The organism is Paenibacillus sp. R14(2021), from assembly GCF_019431355.1.
In the GTDB taxonomy this organism is placed as follows: Bacteria; Bacillota; Bacilli; order Paenibacillales; family Paenibacillaceae; genus Paenibacillus_Z.
Window position 1 is genome coordinate 2,910,026 of sequence record NZ_CP080269.1, and the last position, 16,164, is coordinate 2,926,189.

Below are 16,164 nucleotides of genomic sequence, written 5' to 3' on the forward strand. Positions count from 1 at the left end.
GCAAGTGCAATATAAAGCCTAGTGAGACCACAATAGTAGCTATAGTAAATTCGGTCTCAAAGATGAATCCCCGGAAAAAAGGACCGCAAAGCATAAAAAGCATGAGTGTGATTGTTCCGACATGAAGCGTACGGACGGTGGAGTCCTTTACCATGGCTGTATCATCCATTTCTAGTTCGAGAATACGGGAAGAGACCCGATTGCTCGGGTCCCTGTCTTCTTTATCGGTCTGTCTGTTTGAGTAAATTAGCGAGCATCTTCGCAGCTTCCGCGCGTGTTGCCATATCTTTGGGATTAAACATGCCTTTGCTGTCGCCCTGAATTAATTCATTCGACAAGGCAATTCCAACGGCATCTACCGCCCAAGAGCTAATTTGGGCCGCGTCTTTGAACGTTACACCCTGGGATGCCGATGAATCGGTATGCTGGAGCTTCAGTGCGTTCGCGAGAATCACTGCCATTTCTTCTCTCGTGATGGACTTATTCGGCGCGAACGTATCGGCGCTTACGCCTTTGATGAGGTGATGCTCGTAAGCAGCAGCCACAGCCGAAGCATACCAAGCGTTGACCGGCACATCCTTGAAGCTTGCTGACTGATCCGACGTCAAGCCAAGCGCATGCACGAGCATCGATGTGAACTCGGCGCGGGTTACCGTTTTGTTCGGTGCGAACGTATCTGGCGTGATACCCTTAACGATTTGTTTAGCTGCGAGCGATTCGATAGCATCATGCGCCCAGAACGTCGCGCTGACGTCCTTGAAGGACTTATGCAGTTCCAGTACGCCGTATGTACTGAAATGGCTGACCTCCGCGATTAGCTTGCCATTCTCCAGACGAGCAGGTACATAGGTAAGGCTGCCGTCTTCCGCGATGTAATAGACGTTAGTCAAATGTTTATCCGCATCAGCATCCAATTCAAACGTGAGCGTAATCGGCTCATTGAACGTGGAAAGCACGATCGGTGAACCGTCTTTGGCCGTGATCGACAGCTTGAACGCGTATACGGTGCCGGCGGGTTGAACATCCGTTTCGTCCGTCGACTTCACGGCGCCAGCCAACTCGGCATCACTAACGGGCTTCATGGACAACGTAATCTGCGCATCGGCCAGCTTATCCTTACCAACCAAATTAGCAAGCTGCTCCAGTACGGCTGGCGGGAGCGAGGCTTTGCCGTGAGATCCTTCAAGCTCAATTGTGTCTTTCGCGCCGTCGCCGCTTAGGATGCTTGCAGGTATGATCGCGATTTCTTTGTCTTTCATCTGCAGCGTGACAGTACCGTTCACTGGAGCCGGGACATCCTCGGCCTTGAAGGTAATGGAATTCGGCGCTTCTGCATTCGTATCTTCGCCGCCTGGAAGCATGACGCCGCCTCCGCCTCCACCGCCAGGGGATCCTCCCCCAGGATTGCTGCCTACCGTGAATGAATTCGTCAATACGGCTTCTTCATTCGGGCCAACAGGTTGACTGAAAGTGATGGAATACGTGCCGTCGGCCAGTGTTTTAGAGATTTCAAAACCGTCCATCCAGTAGTAGGTCAGCGCTTCATAGACTTTCTTTTGGCTGCTGTCCCTTAAGGTAACGATGCCTGGTACGCTGCTATAATATCCGCTTCTCTTTACATCAATTTCCTCCAACTTCAAATCGCCGCTTACGAATTCTGGCTGGGCCTTTATTACGACTCGCCCGTTCTCCATCCGTTGAGCAATCTTTAACGAGGACTTGGATGAATCCACATGACCCGTGAACGGAATGACCGTATCTTGTTGTAAATTATAGGAGCTGCGTGTCGTCCAGAATAGCTGCCACGGTTCTTCTTCAATGCTGCTCGTTTCCGTACCAATACGAAACTGTTGCCTGCCCGTACTTACATACGCTTTGTCCAGCAAGGTTCCCCAGGAATAATAGCCATAGGAATACCATGGCGACGAGGAAATTGAATCAATCGATTGAAAGAGTCGACTATCCTGCAGCTTCAGAAGATGCGTGCCTGGATCTGTGATTGTCGGTTTCCCAGTAGAGCGGTCAACATGAACCTGACGGATTAAGTTGTACGCCGTCGATGCACCGTCCGAGCCGGAGAGCAAAATCCTGAAATCTTGTGGATTCATAACAATTTTAGGCATCGTAAAACTGTCATAGTACCCATAATTATTAATACTCGCAGTGAAGCGTTTATCCTCGAATCCAATCACCGGAAACTCCAATTGAATCGTACGAACTTGAAAATCGCTAGGAAGATCTCTCAACTTCGGAGCAACTGTGACAACTGACGAAGGAGCATCGATCTTCTGAAGATTTGAAATCTGATCTCCCGTCAACACCAATTGATTGTAATACATCACTTGTTCCCCATCTGATGACTTCAGAAAAAGTTGTACATGCAGGGCATACTTCTTATCGGGAATCAAATTACCCACCCCGGAAATACTTAATTCACCATTACTTACCCACATGTTAACATCTACCATGTCTCCATCAAGCTGCTGTAGTTGCGCGCTGCCGTATAAGCTGTATAACTCATAGCCAGCTGGCAAAGTGATTGGAATTTGCCTGTCAGTGCCCCCGTAAGAGGCAACTTGCGCTTGCCCCGTCAATGCAATAACGTCCGATGGAAAGTTTTGGTTTTCCAGCTTTAGGGCATAGCTGCCTGGCTGATTCGGCATGTCAAAATGAACGTCTAGTGGAGAAGAGGTATGAGCCCCATCGCCCACTGTTTGATCGGATTGATCATAGAGTTGATAATCCAGAACGGAGCTGCCTGCTGCTCGATTTCCTGCATTCGGCTGATCATCGGATTCATAGATAAGCGTGCCCTGGTCATCACTTATAGTCATGACTTTCTTCTGCCCGCCAATTCCAGCCGTGAAAGGAATCCCCGTCGACTCGATTCGATCTGCAATCTTCGCTACCGTTACTGGAGAAACATCTTGCAGCTGATTATCAAGTTTATCCCTATAATCAGTATAGACACGGCTGTTCAATTGACCTGCACTGAAAAACTGTGTATCAGTCCTGCGATTAATGAAATCGTGACCGATTCCAAGAGTCGTACTTCCATTAACCACACCTAAATGCTTACTGAACGAATATCTGTAGCCATCGGATTCTACGTAATAAGAGGCCGTAATATCCGTTCCTTTCGTTACCATATACCGGTCCGCAAACTGTTTTTGCCCCCAGCCCTCGTTAACATCCAGCTTCGTATTCTCATAACCTGCCGGCAGCTGAATTTCAGCCGTATCGCCTGTTAAATCAACAATTTGTTCGCCTGGTGCCACTGTGCGGGTAAGTAGGTATCCTGTTTCTGTATCTGCATCGAACAGCTTGGCGATCAACGAAATCTTATGATCTGTTTGAATATAAAGCTCGGTCTGATGATTCGCGCCAAATCTGGCTATTCCTGGCCAGCTGGCGAGCTGCTCTTGATCATCCATGACCGAGAAGAGAAGCGAGTCACCAGCATGCGCCAAGTCGGACTTAACGGTAACCTGTTTCAACCCTGCGCTATCCAACTGAATGTCTTGGTCATCGCGAGATACCGTACGATGATACACGACCTCATTTTGACCGTCCGATGCAGTCCCGTTTACTTCGAGTTCATACTCGCGTCCCTTAAGCAAATTAGCGTAGGGAATGATGAAAGTCCCATCGTTTGATGCCTTCGCTTGGTAAATTAGCTTCGTATTGTAAATATTGCTGCCTTCGTTCGCGTCCCACACTCCTGCCGGCTGCTTCTCGAACAGGAAGACTTGGCCTTCTTGCAGAGGTTGTCCCGCTTCGTTCTCTGCATGAACAACCAAACCTTTGCCTTCGTAACTAGACGTGTCTTTGATGATGACTGATTTATGCACACTGAGCTGGTGATCGAATCCTTTAGCGGAGAACTCAACATCGTAAGTGCCAGCTGCAAGCGGAGGAATAAAGGTATGATTCAAGCTCCCGTTCTGTGTATCTTCTTCAAAAATCGTCTTTCCTTGACTGTCTGTCATTTTAGTATGAAAACCGTTTAAGTTCACGATCTCATTGCCAATTTGTTCGTACGAATAACTTAAATAAAAATCTCCATTCGCAACTGTAACATCCGAATAAAATTGTTTTGTTGAAATATCCGAATATCGAACGGAGATTTGAGGTACTCCCAATTGAAGCTCTTGCTCGCCATTTGCTTCAAAATAGCTCGCCCAGGATTTGACCCGCTCTCCCCCCTCAATCTCCTCTTGCTGATAGAAAGAAAGATTGTATCTCCCCTTGGTTAGAATTAAATTATTGATATCGGTATAGGCAGCCAATGAATTAGCGGAGTATATCGAAACATTCGGCAGTTCCGGCAGATGAGTCCTAGAAGCAGCTGCTACATCCGCGGTATTAAAGGACAGACTGGCACCTTCTGCAACCTGAATCGTTTTTCGAAGCAAATACCCATCTCGATTCTTCACACCCGAATAACCTAATTCTAGTTTTCCAGGTTTGGCAAAAATGGAAATAGCACTGCTTGGGAGGACTGTCTGGCCAAAAAATTGATTGCTGTAGCTAACAGACAATTGCCGATTCGTCCAGTCCGATAATGACGAAAGATCGAGCGGTACTTCCACGGCATCCTCATCAATCATCCACGTATTCAATGCAGTAAGCTCCTCTGTTGTCATCGTATCATTATCGATGTAAAGGAGATGTTTTCCAGTAGAATCATTCTTGTAGAGCACGGACAAAGATATATTTACCGCGGCTCCAGCAGGAATCGTAACTCGACCCAAATCGAGCTTGCCATTAACAATATCGGCTCTATAACTCATATAATTGCTTACATTTACGTAGGCATAACCGAGCGGCTCAATTGTATACCCCTCTATCGTCCCCATCGGGATCATGCCGACCATAATGCCGTCTCCAGCTGCGGAAGCATCTTTCTCCGCACCTTCGCTGCCCGGAAGCGGCAACTCCTGATTAACCGGCAGCGGTAAGGTCTGATCCTGCTGTTCGGGATTGTCCCCTGCTGCCGCTTTCGATTGCATTGGCATCGCAAGCGTAAATAGAAGTACGAAGCTGATGATGCCTGTTGTCCAACGTTTGAACATTCGTCTTTTCCCCCAATGTAACTACCAATAATAGAATAGATTAAATAACTATGGAGAATTATAGCATCAAATACGACTCGCAATTCGTCGAAATATGTCGGTAGGCTTATTTTTTTCTAGCCAAATCGTATTATCCCAATACTCAAGCTCTACTCCAGTACGGATTTGCGGTACTTTTGATCCGTTTATACAGGCATGATGCCCCCCTTTTCTCGCCCCGGCGTCGAATAACGACAATGAATATGGAAATAATTTGTTATTACGTTGCTATTTTGCAGAATGGAGGTTGATGGTGTCCAATGATTGAACAAGTGAAGCATCGCTTCTCGCGAACCGGCGATCTGTTCGGCCAGCGGGTCGTGATTCGTGACGCCTCGCTCTTCGTATGCGGGCTTCGGTCACTGATCGACTTCCCGCAGAGCGTCGACTTGCTGCGTATGCAGTCGCTCGGCACCGCGGAATCGGGACCAAGCGTAATGGACGCGCTGCTTGGGCTTGGATACGAGCTGAAGCCGGATGACGAAGATAAAGCCTGCGCGGAAATCCTGAACGGCATGCTTGTCGTCATCGACGAAGGCTCTAATCGATGTCTGTGCCTTTATCCCATTCGAAATCAGCTCAGCCGTTCCTTATCCACGCCGCTCATGGAAAATAACATCCGGGGCTCGGGCACGTCTTTCAATGAGGATATCGACACCAACATCGGCCTTCTCCGCAAGCAGTTCAACACGCATGATCTTGGACTCACCACCTATACGTTCGGAAGTACGGTCAAGAGCCGGGTCATTGTGTCCTATATGAAGGGCAGCGTGGAACCTAAAATGCTGCAAGCCTTGACCGAGAAGCTGGAATCGCAATTAAACCAGGGCGTCGCCAATTTACAGGATCTATCGAATATTTTGAAGTTTCCGAAATTATCACTCGTTTCCAGGTATAACGCGACCGAATTGCCCCAAAATGCATCGCGTGCCTTGCGTTCCGGAAAGATTGTACTGTTTGTAGAACGGTTTCCGTTTGCCTTGGTCGTACCGAGCCTCATAACGGACATGCTCGTGACGGAAGACGATATGAATCACCCGGCCGTCTATATGTTCTTGTTCCGCGCGATCCGTCTGATCGGCTTGATCACCACGCTGATTTTCCCGGGTCTCTACGTTGCGCTGGTCTCCGTCAATCCGGACGTGCTTCAGTTCGAGCTGGCCCATTCGATCGCGATGAGCCGCCTGGACGTACCTTACCCCGCCATCGTCGAAACGTTGATTTTGCTCTTCGTCTTGGAATTAATCATGGAGGCGATTATTCGGCTCCCCTCCAGCATCGGACCTACGGTCACGATGGTCGGCGGTATCGTACTTGGACAAGCGGTCGTGACGGCCAAGCTGGTGAGCAATTTGCTCATTATCGTCCTTGCTGCCGTCACGATCGCCAATGCAACCGTCGTTGGCTATCAGAACTCCCTCACCATCCGCCTGTTTAAATATTTGCTCTTGTTTCTATCGACGATCTTCGGCGTTCTCGGCCTTTTATCGGGCCTCGTGATCATCGTTGCCTATTTAAGCAGTGTTCGGACACTAGACGTTCCTTATTTGCAATTAAAACCCAAAGGTGATTAGATGACTAAAAATATGCATGTCGCCGTAGCCTACGTGATTACGCATATGGGATTGATGTTTTACTCCTACCCTGCCGATGTCATTGAGAGCACCAAGGAAGCGCACTGGCTGCCGATCATGGTTGGTTTCCTGTTCCATCTGACGATCATTTCCGTTTACATGAAGGGAATCAGCCTCATGAAGGGACAGAATCTCATTACCGTCCTTATGAACAAGAACAAAGGGCTTGCTTGGGCTGCCCTCTTTCCCGTATCTGTTTACCTGTTCGTCAACATTATCCTGACCGTTCGATCTTATGCCGAAATTATCTCGATCATCTTCCTGTCCAATACGCCGCTCTGGGTGCTGATGCTGCTGCTGCTCATCATTCCCGCGTATATGGCGCTTCATGGAGGTGCCAAGGGACTGATGCGAACGTCTTTATTGCTCGCCATCCTGTTTATCCTCCCGATTCTGTTTGTGCTGATCAATTCGTTTCAACATGTGGACTTTCGTTACGCGCTGCCGCTTCTCCCTACCAGTTCGCATATGTTCTCGTTCCTGCTTCACCCTGCCTACTACAAAAGCATATTTGTATTTACGGCCGGCTTCCTCTTTCTTGGTTTCATTCCTTCCAGCGTGCCTTATAAGCCCAAAACGATAATTAAAAGCAGCTTTATGCTATTGCCGCTATATCTGTTCTCCGTCTATATTCCGATCTTGACCCTAGGACAAGAAACGGCACGGCAGCTCGAATTCCCCTATACGTTCACGGTAGATACCATTGAAATCGACTGGCTGATGTTTGATCGGATAACCGTCTTCATGCTGCTCAGCTTGATGGCGTTCTCCATGATGTTTATCGCTGTAACGTTCTGGTGCCTTCAAACGGTCATTCGTCAAAGCATCAAAGACATACGGCCATTGTATCTCATGCCTGTGATCGTCGTCGTTTCTTTCAGCGTTTGCTTAAGTATTCCGGACTGGAAAATAGTCGATCATGCTTATCAGCTGAATTCTTATCTAAGAGGGTATGTGGCGCTTACGATTCCGCCCATTGCGCTCATTGCCGGCCGCTCCTACATACGTCAGATGAATCGAGAGTTGAAGTGACCATGCTGAAATGCATCGCCGCCCTTACCGCTCTGGTCCTGCTCAGCGGCTGCTGGGACAATAAAGATATCAATCACCGGGCGCTGCCGGTGGCGATGGGGATCTCGTACAAGCACGGGAATTATACCGTGTACCTGGATATCCCCCGTGTAAGCGAACACGACAATGGCATTCAAATCATCGCAGCCACCGGGGAGTCCATCAGCGAAGTCATCGACCATATTAGTATGAATATGGAAAGCCAAGTGGATCTCCTGCATTTGAAAGTCATCGTCGTCGATAGAACGTTCGCTTCGTTCGGACTAAACGAAGCCGTCGAGAGCCTGATCCGCTCAGGGCATATCGCTCCCAAAACGACCTTCGTCATCAGCGACGAGCCGCTCGATCGATTTTTTGAACGCCTCGATGCGACTTCCAAAAACGACGGAACGGCGCTCTATGACTATTTTCAAAAAGACGCGGGGTGGAGTCCTGAGATTGCGTATACGCAGCTGTGGAAAATTTTCCGAAGCATCCATTCGTACACCAATGATGTCGCTATTCCGCTTATCAAATCCGGAGATACGACAATTCTTCAGAGCACGGGCTCTGCGATCATGAAGAACGGCAAAATGGTCAGTAAATTGAACAATGAGCAAACGCTGCTGTATAACGTGTTTAACGGATTGAGCACGCAAGGCAAAATCGAAGTGACGGGGCACGGAACGATTCAGATCGTTAGCAGCCGCATCCGAAACCGGGGCTACTTCATAGGCGAACAGCCGCATTTGAAGAGCACCATTTATTTGAAGGTTATTCTCCTCGACACCCGCGGAAACCCGTCCACGGATGTGATCAAATCGGAGCTGAAAACCATTGTTTTGCAGCGCTTCAAACAGATGTTCACGACCATACAGCGGTCCAAGGCCGATGTTTTCGGACTTGGACAATACTTCAGAAACGATCTGACCCGGGCAGAACTGGCGAACTGGCGGTCGGATTATTTGCCCCGAATCCAAATCGATCTGGAGGTGAAGACTGTCGTCCGGAATACCGGGAACTTGAAAACTCGGACTTGATAAGGATCGCACATCCGGAGAGACACTATCAAAAGGGAACGACAAATCAAAAACCCGCGAGCAAGCTCGCGGGTTTTTGACTGCTCCGGCTTGGTACAGCCGGAAAAGAACGAGGTTCCCTCCGGGTATTTTATCATTAGATTCGCGGCCCCAATATAAGGAAGGACCTGTTTAATACGGCTATACCGTTTAGTTGCGCAGAAGATACAAGGCCACAAAAATGTGCCCACTTCTCAAATAGACGTACCGAGACTAATAATAATAAGTACAGAACAACATCTCAAATAAGGAGTGAGGTATTCATGTCCATATTAAATCTGATCTTGCAAGTCCTGTTGATTCTCGTTTTCCTCATGGGCGGCATCATGAACACGGCCGGCGTCAAGGCGCAAGTCGAAGCCTTCAGGAATCTGGAACTGCCTCAATGGTTCCGCGCCGTGACCGGTATCCTTCAATTGGTCGGCGCTGCCGGTCTTGCCGTTGGCTTCTGGTACCCGGGCATCCTGGCATGGGCCGGACTCTGGTTTGCCATCATGATGCTGATCGCTGTCCTGTCGCACGTGCGGGTTAAGGATTCTTTCGGCAAAACGCTTCCCGCGCTTATCATTTGCATCATCGCAATCGTTCTGCTTATCAACAACACGGACGGCTTCCAGCATCCGTTCTCGTAATCGGTCCGTACCCACGCGCAACTTAGACTAGACAGAAGAAGGTGCTATCATGAATCATCATTTCTTATCCGCAGCAAATTCGCCCTCGCCCCTATTTGAATTTGGATTATATACGTTCGGAGACCTGTTTTCAGGACCTGATGGCGCTCCGGTCTCTCCGCGGCAGCGGCTCCTGGAAATCTTTGAAGCAGCGCAATTAGCCGACGATGCCGGGCTCGATGTCTTCGGCGCGGGAGAGCATCATACCTTGGAATTCGCCGTCTCCTCCACGCCGGTCGTGCTTGCCGCGATCGCGCAAGCGACCCGGAAGATCAAGCTCACAAGCGCGACCACGGTGCTCAGCACCGTCGATCCCGTGAGACTGTTCGAAGATTTCGCCACCTTGGACCTGATCTCGGGCGGACGGGCCGAAATCATAGCGGGCCGAGGGGCGTTCGTGGATTCTTTCCCGCTGTTCGGCTACGACCTCAATGATTATCAGCGGCTGTTTGCCGAGAAAATCGATCTGCTGCTGCAGCTGGGCAAACAAGAGCGGATCACATGGAGCGGCAGCTTCCGGAGCTCGCTGGACCGATCGGAAATCGCTCCCCGTCCCCTGCAGCAGGTACTGCCACTCTGGATTGGCGTCGGCGGTACGCCGGGGAGCGCCGTCAATGCAGGCAAGCTAGGCCTCGGCATGGCACTCGCGCTGCTAGGCGGCACGCCGGAGCAAGCGAAATCGCTAGTGGATCTGTACCGGCAGGCAGGCGTACAGGCCGGACATGACAGGAACAAACTGAAGGTTGCAGTGACGAGTCACGGCTATGTCGGCGACACCTCGCAGCAGGCGATGAATGAATTCTATCCTTATTACAGCCGTTACATGGGCCACTTCTTAAGCCGAAGAACCGGCGCCGCTCACATCGCGCGGAATACATTCGATCAGATGGCCGGTCCGGGCACGGTCATGGCCGTGGGAAGTCCGCAGCAGGTCATCGAGAAGATTTTGCATCAGCACGAGCTGTTCGGCCACAGCCGGTTTATCATGCAGCTAGATATCGGCGGGATGCCCTTCGCGCAGGTTGCCAAAGCCATTGAGCTTCTGGCGGTGAAGGTAGCGCCCGTCGTCAGGCAAGAAATTGCCCGCCGAGAAGCGCGGTAATCTCCTCGTGCGCGCGCTCCGCTCGAGAGACAGCTAGCACTTTTGCTTCCAGGCAAGCGAAGCAAGCGGGCTAGCCGCTTTCTTACCTCTGCTTTTAATAGGCATCCCGATATTGTCGAAAATCATCAAATCTTGCTCACTACAAAAAGACCGCTCTATAAGAAGCGGCCCGAGCATTTGCATTGGATTCATGAGGAGTTTAACGCTTCAGCAGATTAATATGGTCGAGATTTGTACTGCTGTTGAAGATAAACGCGAGTTTGTATTTGCCGCGATTATAAGTAATCTTCTGCTGCACCAAGGATCCGTTCCGGATCGTGACCGTGCCGGAAGGAGTGCCCCATTGCCGGAAAAGCATCCGCTTCGTTATTCCGCCGATATTCGTCTGCCGTTCGACATTGGTCCCGAAGTAACGCATTTCCCGAATCTTGTTCCTCTTGTAGGCAATGGCGTAACCGGGATGCCCCATCTCCGCATGGTATACATCGAACCCGCCTCGCTTGTCCGGTTTGCCGATCTTGGCGATGACGTCCTTACGGGTGCTTACTCCTATTTTCAATCCCTTCACCGAGCCTGGAAACTGGCCAAGGAGCGCGGGCTTGTAGAAGCTGTTCAGCGTCTTCAGCGCCATCGCCGTATCGCTATTGGTCGCTTGCCGCATCAGCTTTGCTGCTTGTAGGGCATCGGCTTGAGCGGTTAATCCGGACGCAAAAACAAGGCTGAAAAGCGTCACGGAAAGCGCGGCTTTACGAAGTTGGTTCATAGCAAAAATCCTCCTGTATTCGAATTTGTGAGCCAGGATTTGCTCAACTACGTTATTATTTCATTTTATTGGAGTCAGATATGCGTGAACTTGGAAAATTTCTGTTTGTACATCTTCCCCGACCCCCATCGAGATCATATGGTGACCAACAATGTAGACGATATAGGCTAGCAGCGGGCTGAACAGCACCGAGGCAGCTCCTCTTGTTTGTTTATCTAAAATCCACTTCTCAGTATCCTTTAAACCGCAGCAGCATAGACAATTTTAAACAATTCTCTTTTAGTAAACGGATCGCTTCGGAGTTTTCGGAAATGTCCAGCGTTCCACTCAAAGCAAGGATTGAAACGGTAGCCATAATTTGATTGTTTCGATTGAAAATAGGACATGAAATTCCAGCTACTCCTGGGGCCAGCGTTGAATCACTTTGGGCATATCCTTTTTCTCTTATTTCTTGAAGTTCTTGATAGAATAACTCCGAATCCATCTTATCTTCTTCGAGTTCCTTTTTGATTAAGGCCTCTGTTTCCTCATTTCGCAAAAAGGCCGCGAAAACTTTCCCCGACGAAGACTTCGTTACGCTTACTTGTGACCCCACTCTAATGCCTATCTTTATCGCACGCTTACTTTCTATGTAACGGATGAAAAACGGACCATTCATTCCCCATAGCGACAAATACACCGTTTCATTTAAAGCATCACTGATTTCTTGAAGATAGGGCAGCGCCAACTCGTTGATATCCATAGCATCAACTGCTTCTAAGCCTAATAAAACCAGTTCTGATCCGAGTGTATACTTTAAATCCTCACCTTTTTGTAAAAAACCGGATCTGCAAAAGCTGGTTAAATAATGGTGTACTTTACTTTTCGGCATTTCACAAATTTGAGCAATATGCGTTATCGTAAGTGGTCTTTTTTCCACAGCTATCTTTTTTAAAATCGCTAGCCCAACCTCCAATGATTGGATCCCTTGCCCTTTTATTTCTTGTGACATTGGGTTGTTTCTCCTCCATGCATAGTTAAATACGTTACGCCCGATTCTGGTTCTCCTATTTCATTTCTTGAAATATAGTAACAGACTCTTGTAGACTATTCACGGATTTATTTCCTTCTTACACTTTATTGCCCTCGTAAAGATCAAATAAACAACGTTTTTCCAAACCAAGCCAAAATGCATTGCCGGCAAAAGCAAGTTCGCTCACCATGCAGGCAGCTCGCCTTAATCAAATAACAAATGGCGGCGTTAGGGAGTATCCCTGCGCCGCCATTTCTCGTTTTAATCCACGTTTGATTCTTTCAGCCGGCAGAGCGCAATAGCGAAGCGGCTTAGTAAGCAAGCGAGAATAAGCCGTCGATATGCGCCAAGTAGCGCACGTCGCTCGCTTTTTTCATTAGAGACGCCGGCATGCCTTTCAGTTCGATGCCGCTTTCGCCGATCCAACCGATGCCGTCCTTGCGGCCCAAGCTGGCGAGTGAACCGGAGTTAACCGGCTCGAACGCCGCCATTTTCGCAGCTTTGAACTGAGCGAACAGGTTGCCTCCAACGAGCTCGCCCATTTGCCAAGACAGCTGAGCGGTCGGCGGGTACGGATGCCCATCCGGTCCGATGACGACGGCACAGTCGCCGGCGAGGAATACGTCCGGGTGCGATACGGATTGCAGGAACTCGTTGACCGTCGCCCAGCCGCGGTCGACTGCGATGCCGCAGTTCGCCACGAGCCCATTGCCTTGTACGCCGCCTGTCCATAGGAGGGTACCCGCTTCGATCTTCCGGCCGTCACTCATACTGACCATTGAACCGTTCACTTTCGTGATCCTAAGCCCCGTCAGGAACTGAACGCCGCGCGCTTCAAGACTCGTTACCGCGCGTCCAATCAGCTCCGAGGAGTACGTCGAGAGTATAGATGCTTTCGATTCGACGAGGTACAAGGACACATCCGCGAAGTCGACGCCATGCGCATGACAGATACCTGGAAGCTCGTCCGCCAGCTCGCCAATGAGTTCGACGCCCGTCAAGCCACCACCGCCAATGACGAAAGTCGCGTCGGCTTTGCTTTTCGATTTCGCGTATGCGGCGATTTTTTCTTTGACGTGGGCGAAAATTCGTTTCGCGTCCGCGGCGGATTTCAGCGTGAAGCTGTTTTCCTCCAGTCCTGGAATGCCGTGGAAGTTTGTTTCGCTGCCCAGCGCGAGCACGAGCGCATCGTAAACATATGACGTTCCATTGTCCAGAACGACTTTGCGGCCTTCTGGATCGATCGTGGACACCGTGCCGATCCGCACGTTGATGTCCTTGCCTTTAAACAACTGTGCGAGCGGCAAAGAAACGGCTTTCTCGGCGACGTTGCCTACCGCCAGACGATGAAGCTCGGTAATGATTTCGTGCGATTCGTACCGGTTAATGACCGTAATCGTCGCTTCCTCCGCCGTAAAGTGCTCGCGAGCGGAAAGCGCGCTAAGAAGGCCGCCATAACCCGCACCCAAAATTAAAATTTGCTTGCTCATGTTCCCATCCCCTATTTCTTATTTTCTTCTCTCGCTCAGAATATCCAAATACGCTTGACCGAAGCGAAGCATCCGCTGCAGTTCTGGATCTTTGAGCAGTCTCAGCATGCCGAATAAGCCAATCGTGGACTCGTCTTGTTCCGCGCGTTCGCGGGCCTCGATAGCAGACGACGCGAAATGCTTCACTTTCTTCTCGATAGGCTTCACGACTTCCTTGATGCCGCCCAGCGTGTCCTGAATCAACACGCGATCGCCTGCTATTCGGGCCGCCAAGTCGTACGTCTTCGTCAGCAGCACCGTCAGCTCGGCGGTCTTCGGCAAGTTAGTGATCAGCGCCGTCAAAGCCTCTTGGAATTCCGGCTTCAACAATTGATCCAGAAAGTCCGCCCTTTTTGCCTGCAATTCGTAATCGTCTTGCTTTTGAATGGTAGTCTCCAACATATTATTGCTCCTCCTTGTTTATTCTCCTGAACCCGGCGACTCTCAATACCGTAATTGATCTAACAATAAATAATATTTACTAAAAATAATATAAATGGTTATAAATGGTGGATTGTCACGTGTATTTCACTCCCTTTCGTATAATTGTTCATATATATTATACTATACAAACAAATTATTAAACTATAAAATTATAGGAATGATAGGTTCGGTCGAATATATTGACCTCGGGACGGCAACCAAATGAAGGCAGCGGATTGGTCGCGGCGTTGCCATTCCGATCAACATGGCGGAAGGAGGATTCGCGATTTGAAGGTGCTTATCGTAGATGACGAACGGCACGTCCGGGAAGCCGTTCGACTGCTGGTGGAATGGGAGAGGCACGGCATTCGGGAGGTATTTGAGGCAACGGACGGTGAATCGGCCATTCAAGTGATTCGGAAGCATAAGCCGGAAATCATTATTACGGATATGACGATGCCCGGAATGGACGGTACTGAGCTGCTGAGTTGGATCCAGAAACATGCGCCTTGCAGCAAATCAATCGTGATCAGCGGATATTATGATTACCGGCTCATACGTCATTCGATGATGGCCGGAGGATTGGATTATCTGCTCAAACCGATTAACGAGAGAGAGCTTCAGAAAGCGGTCAAGCAAGCCGTTCTGCTTTGGAAACAAGAAGCCGATTCGCGCAAGTATCAGTGCAGCGTTAACATCGAGGTAAACCTGCTCAGGCCGATTTATTGGGAGAAGCTGTTCACCGAATTGATTCAGCACCCGGACGATAACCCCAAACGATTATCCGAGATTCAACGGGAATTCTCGGCATTCGGCGCTATGGACACGTGCAGATGCTCGGTACTCAGCCTTGCGAAGATGGACGAGGGGATCCGGCAAGAGTTTGTGAAGCACCAGGACCTGCTGTTCTTTGCACTCACCAACGTGTGCAACGAGATTCTGCGAAGAACACTGTCCGGGTTTGCCTTCCGGTACTGGTCAAGCGAGGATGAGATCGTGCTTCTTCATTGGAACCATTTGGAATGCGTGGAGGAAGTCATCAGAAAAATCAATAAAGGCTTGTTCGATACCCTCGGCGCCAGGTTCGACTTCGGGATCAGCTCTGACAAACGGTTCCACTCTGAAGTTCAGCAAGCTTATCTTGAGGCTAAAGCCGCGCTCCATCAACGCAATGTCGAACCGGCACGCGACCAAATTTATATCCTTGAACATGCTCAGGACCGGAATGTGATGGCAGAGATTCAGCAATACATAGAGACGCACTATTTTACCGATTTATCGCTGACGCATCTTTCGAATCAATTTCATTATAGCCGAGAGTACATCTCAAGGCGCTTTAAACAAGATTTCGGCGTAAACGCTTGAGATTATTTGCAGCAAGTCCGGATAGACAACGCCAAGCAGTATTTGGCGAATCCATGCTTGAAAATCTCACATATCGCCGAAATGGTAGGATATGCGGATATGAAATATTTTAGCAAGGTGTTCAAGAAAACGACCGGCTGCACGCCCCAAAATTACCGGAAAGACCTGAAGCAGTAATCCTGAACTCGCGAGGCGCAAATTCCCAGCCAGCTCCTCCACTCTCCCGCCATTTCCTGAATAGGTATGCATTAACGCACAGCTGCTCCCTCTTGCAAAAGGGAAGCAGCTGTGCGCATTTTTATGCCTTCCGATTTCATAAATGGCAGCATGTCTCTCGCCGCGAGCGGCCCTTTCCTGCTGATTTACAAGTATTAACTTGTCAATATCTCACTATAAGAGGTTAATATATTGTACCGAAAACC

At 49.4% G+C, this 16,164-nt stretch carries 12 protein-coding genes; 7 read left to right on the plus strand and 5 right to left on the minus strand.

The features are described 5' to 3' along the window. Positions 1–221: 221 nt before the first annotated feature. On the minus strand, positions 222–5,075 hold the full coding sequence (locus KXU80_RS13540) for an S-layer homology domain-containing protein (RefSeq protein ID WP_219838720.1): 4,854 nt from the start codon (positions 5,073–5,075) through the stop codon (positions 222–224). 299 nt (positions 5,076–5,374) lie between these two features. Here KXU80_RS13540 and KXU80_RS13545 point away from each other — a divergent pair, with 299 nt between their 5' ends. The 5 genes from KXU80_RS13545 to KXU80_RS13565 all read left to right on the plus strand — a co-directional run bounded on the left by KXU80_RS13545 (position 5,375) and on the right by KXU80_RS13565 (position 10,650). After that, positions 5,375–6,688, plus strand: coding sequence for a spore germination protein (locus KXU80_RS13545; RefSeq protein WP_219838721.1), 1,314 nt, complete (start codon positions 5,375–5,377; stop codon positions 6,686–6,688). Beyond that, positions 6,689–7,780, plus strand: a complete 1,092-nt coding sequence (locus KXU80_RS13550) for a GerAB/ArcD/ProY family transporter (protein WP_219838722.1) — start codon at positions 6,689–6,691, stop codon at positions 7,778–7,780. Positions 7,781–7,782: 2 nt separating this feature from the next. Beyond that, entirely contained in the window at positions 7,783–8,838 is a 1,056-nt protein-coding gene (locus tag KXU80_RS13555) for a Ger(x)C family spore germination protein (RefSeq protein ID WP_219838723.1), read from the plus strand. A gap of 302 nt (positions 8,839–9,140) precedes the next feature. Beyond that, positions 9,141–9,509, plus strand: coding sequence for a DoxX family protein (locus tag KXU80_RS13560; protein WP_219838724.1), 369 nt, complete (start codon positions 9,141–9,143; stop codon positions 9,507–9,509). Positions 9,510–9,558: 49 nt separating this feature from the next. Beyond that, entirely contained in the window at positions 9,559–10,650 is a 1,092-nt protein-coding gene (locus KXU80_RS13565) for an LLM class flavin-dependent oxidoreductase (protein ID WP_219838725.1), read from the plus strand. A 199-nt stretch (positions 10,651–10,849) separates the two neighbouring features. Here the strand turns inward: KXU80_RS13565 and KXU80_RS13570 are convergent, their stop codons facing one another. The 4 genes from KXU80_RS13570 to KXU80_RS13585 form a co-directional block, all read right to left on the minus strand. Continuing rightward, positions 10,850–11,413: a YjgB family protein gene (locus tag KXU80_RS13570; RefSeq protein ID WP_219838726.1), complete on the minus strand. Its 564-nt coding sequence runs from the start codon at positions 11,411–11,413 to the stop codon at positions 10,850–10,852. 229 nt (positions 11,414–11,642) lie between these two features. Further along, positions 11,643–12,404, minus strand: coding sequence for an IclR family transcriptional regulator (locus KXU80_RS13575; RefSeq protein WP_219838727.1), 762 nt, complete (start codon positions 12,402–12,404; stop codon positions 11,643–11,645). Between the two features lie 332 nt (positions 12,405–12,736). After that, complete coding sequence (locus tag KXU80_RS13580) at positions 12,737–13,915, minus strand: NAD(P)/FAD-dependent oxidoreductase (RefSeq protein WP_219838728.1); 1,179 nt, start codon at positions 13,913–13,915, stop codon at positions 12,737–12,739. 18 nt (positions 13,916–13,933) lie between these two features. Next, complete coding sequence (locus KXU80_RS13585; RefSeq protein WP_219838729.1) at positions 13,934–14,356, minus strand: DUF1641 domain-containing protein; 423 nt, start codon at positions 14,354–14,356, stop codon at positions 13,934–13,936. A 315-nt stretch (positions 14,357–14,671) separates the two neighbouring features. Here KXU80_RS13585 and KXU80_RS13590 point away from each other — a divergent pair, with 315 nt between their 5' ends. Next, positions 14,672–15,742 (plus strand): response regulator, encoded by a 1,071-nt coding sequence (locus KXU80_RS13590; RefSeq protein WP_258171458.1) that lies wholly within the window; start codon positions 14,672–14,674, stop codon positions 15,740–15,742. Between the two features lie 57 nt (positions 15,743–15,799). Continuing rightward, positions 15,800–15,919: a helix-turn-helix domain-containing protein gene (locus KXU80_RS28460; RefSeq protein ID WP_374987769.1), complete on the plus strand. Its 120-nt coding sequence runs from the start codon at positions 15,800–15,802 to the stop codon at positions 15,917–15,919. Positions 15,920–16,164 lie beyond the last annotated feature (245 nt).

Coding starts and splice junctions, on each gene's coding strand:
- KXU80_RS13540 (WP_219838720.1), bottom strand. CDS start 5,075: ATGTTCAAACGTTGGACAACAGGCATCATCAGCTTCGTACTTCTATTT.
- KXU80_RS13545 (WP_219838721.1), top strand. CDS start 5,375: ATGATTGAACAAGTGAAGCATCGCTTCTCGCGAACCGGCGATCTGTTC.
- KXU80_RS13550 (WP_219838722.1), top strand. CDS start 6,689: ATGACTAAAAATATGCATGTCGCCGTAGCCTACGTGATTACGCATATG.
- KXU80_RS13555 (WP_219838723.1), top strand. CDS start 7,783: ATGCTGAAATGCATCGCCGCCCTTACCGCTCTGGTCCTGCTCAGCGGC.
- KXU80_RS13560 (WP_219838724.1), top strand. CDS start 9,141: ATGTCCATATTAAATCTGATCTTGCAAGTCCTGTTGATTCTCGTTTTC.
- KXU80_RS13565 (WP_219838725.1), top strand. CDS start 9,559: ATGAATCATCATTTCTTATCCGCAGCAAATTCGCCCTCGCCCCTATTT.
- KXU80_RS13570 (WP_219838726.1), bottom strand. CDS start 11,413: ATGAACCAACTTCGTAAAGCCGCGCTTTCCGTGACGCTTTTCAGCCTT.
- KXU80_RS13575 (WP_219838727.1), bottom strand. CDS start 12,404: ATGTCACAAGAAATAAAAGGGCAAGGGATCCAATCATTGGAGGTTGGG.
- KXU80_RS13580 (WP_219838728.1), bottom strand. CDS start 13,915: ATGAGCAAGCAAATTTTAATTTTGGGTGCGGGTTATGGCGGCCTTCTT.
- KXU80_RS13585 (WP_219838729.1), bottom strand. CDS start 14,356: ATGTTGGAGACTACCATTCAAAAGCAAGACGATTACGAATTGCAGGCA.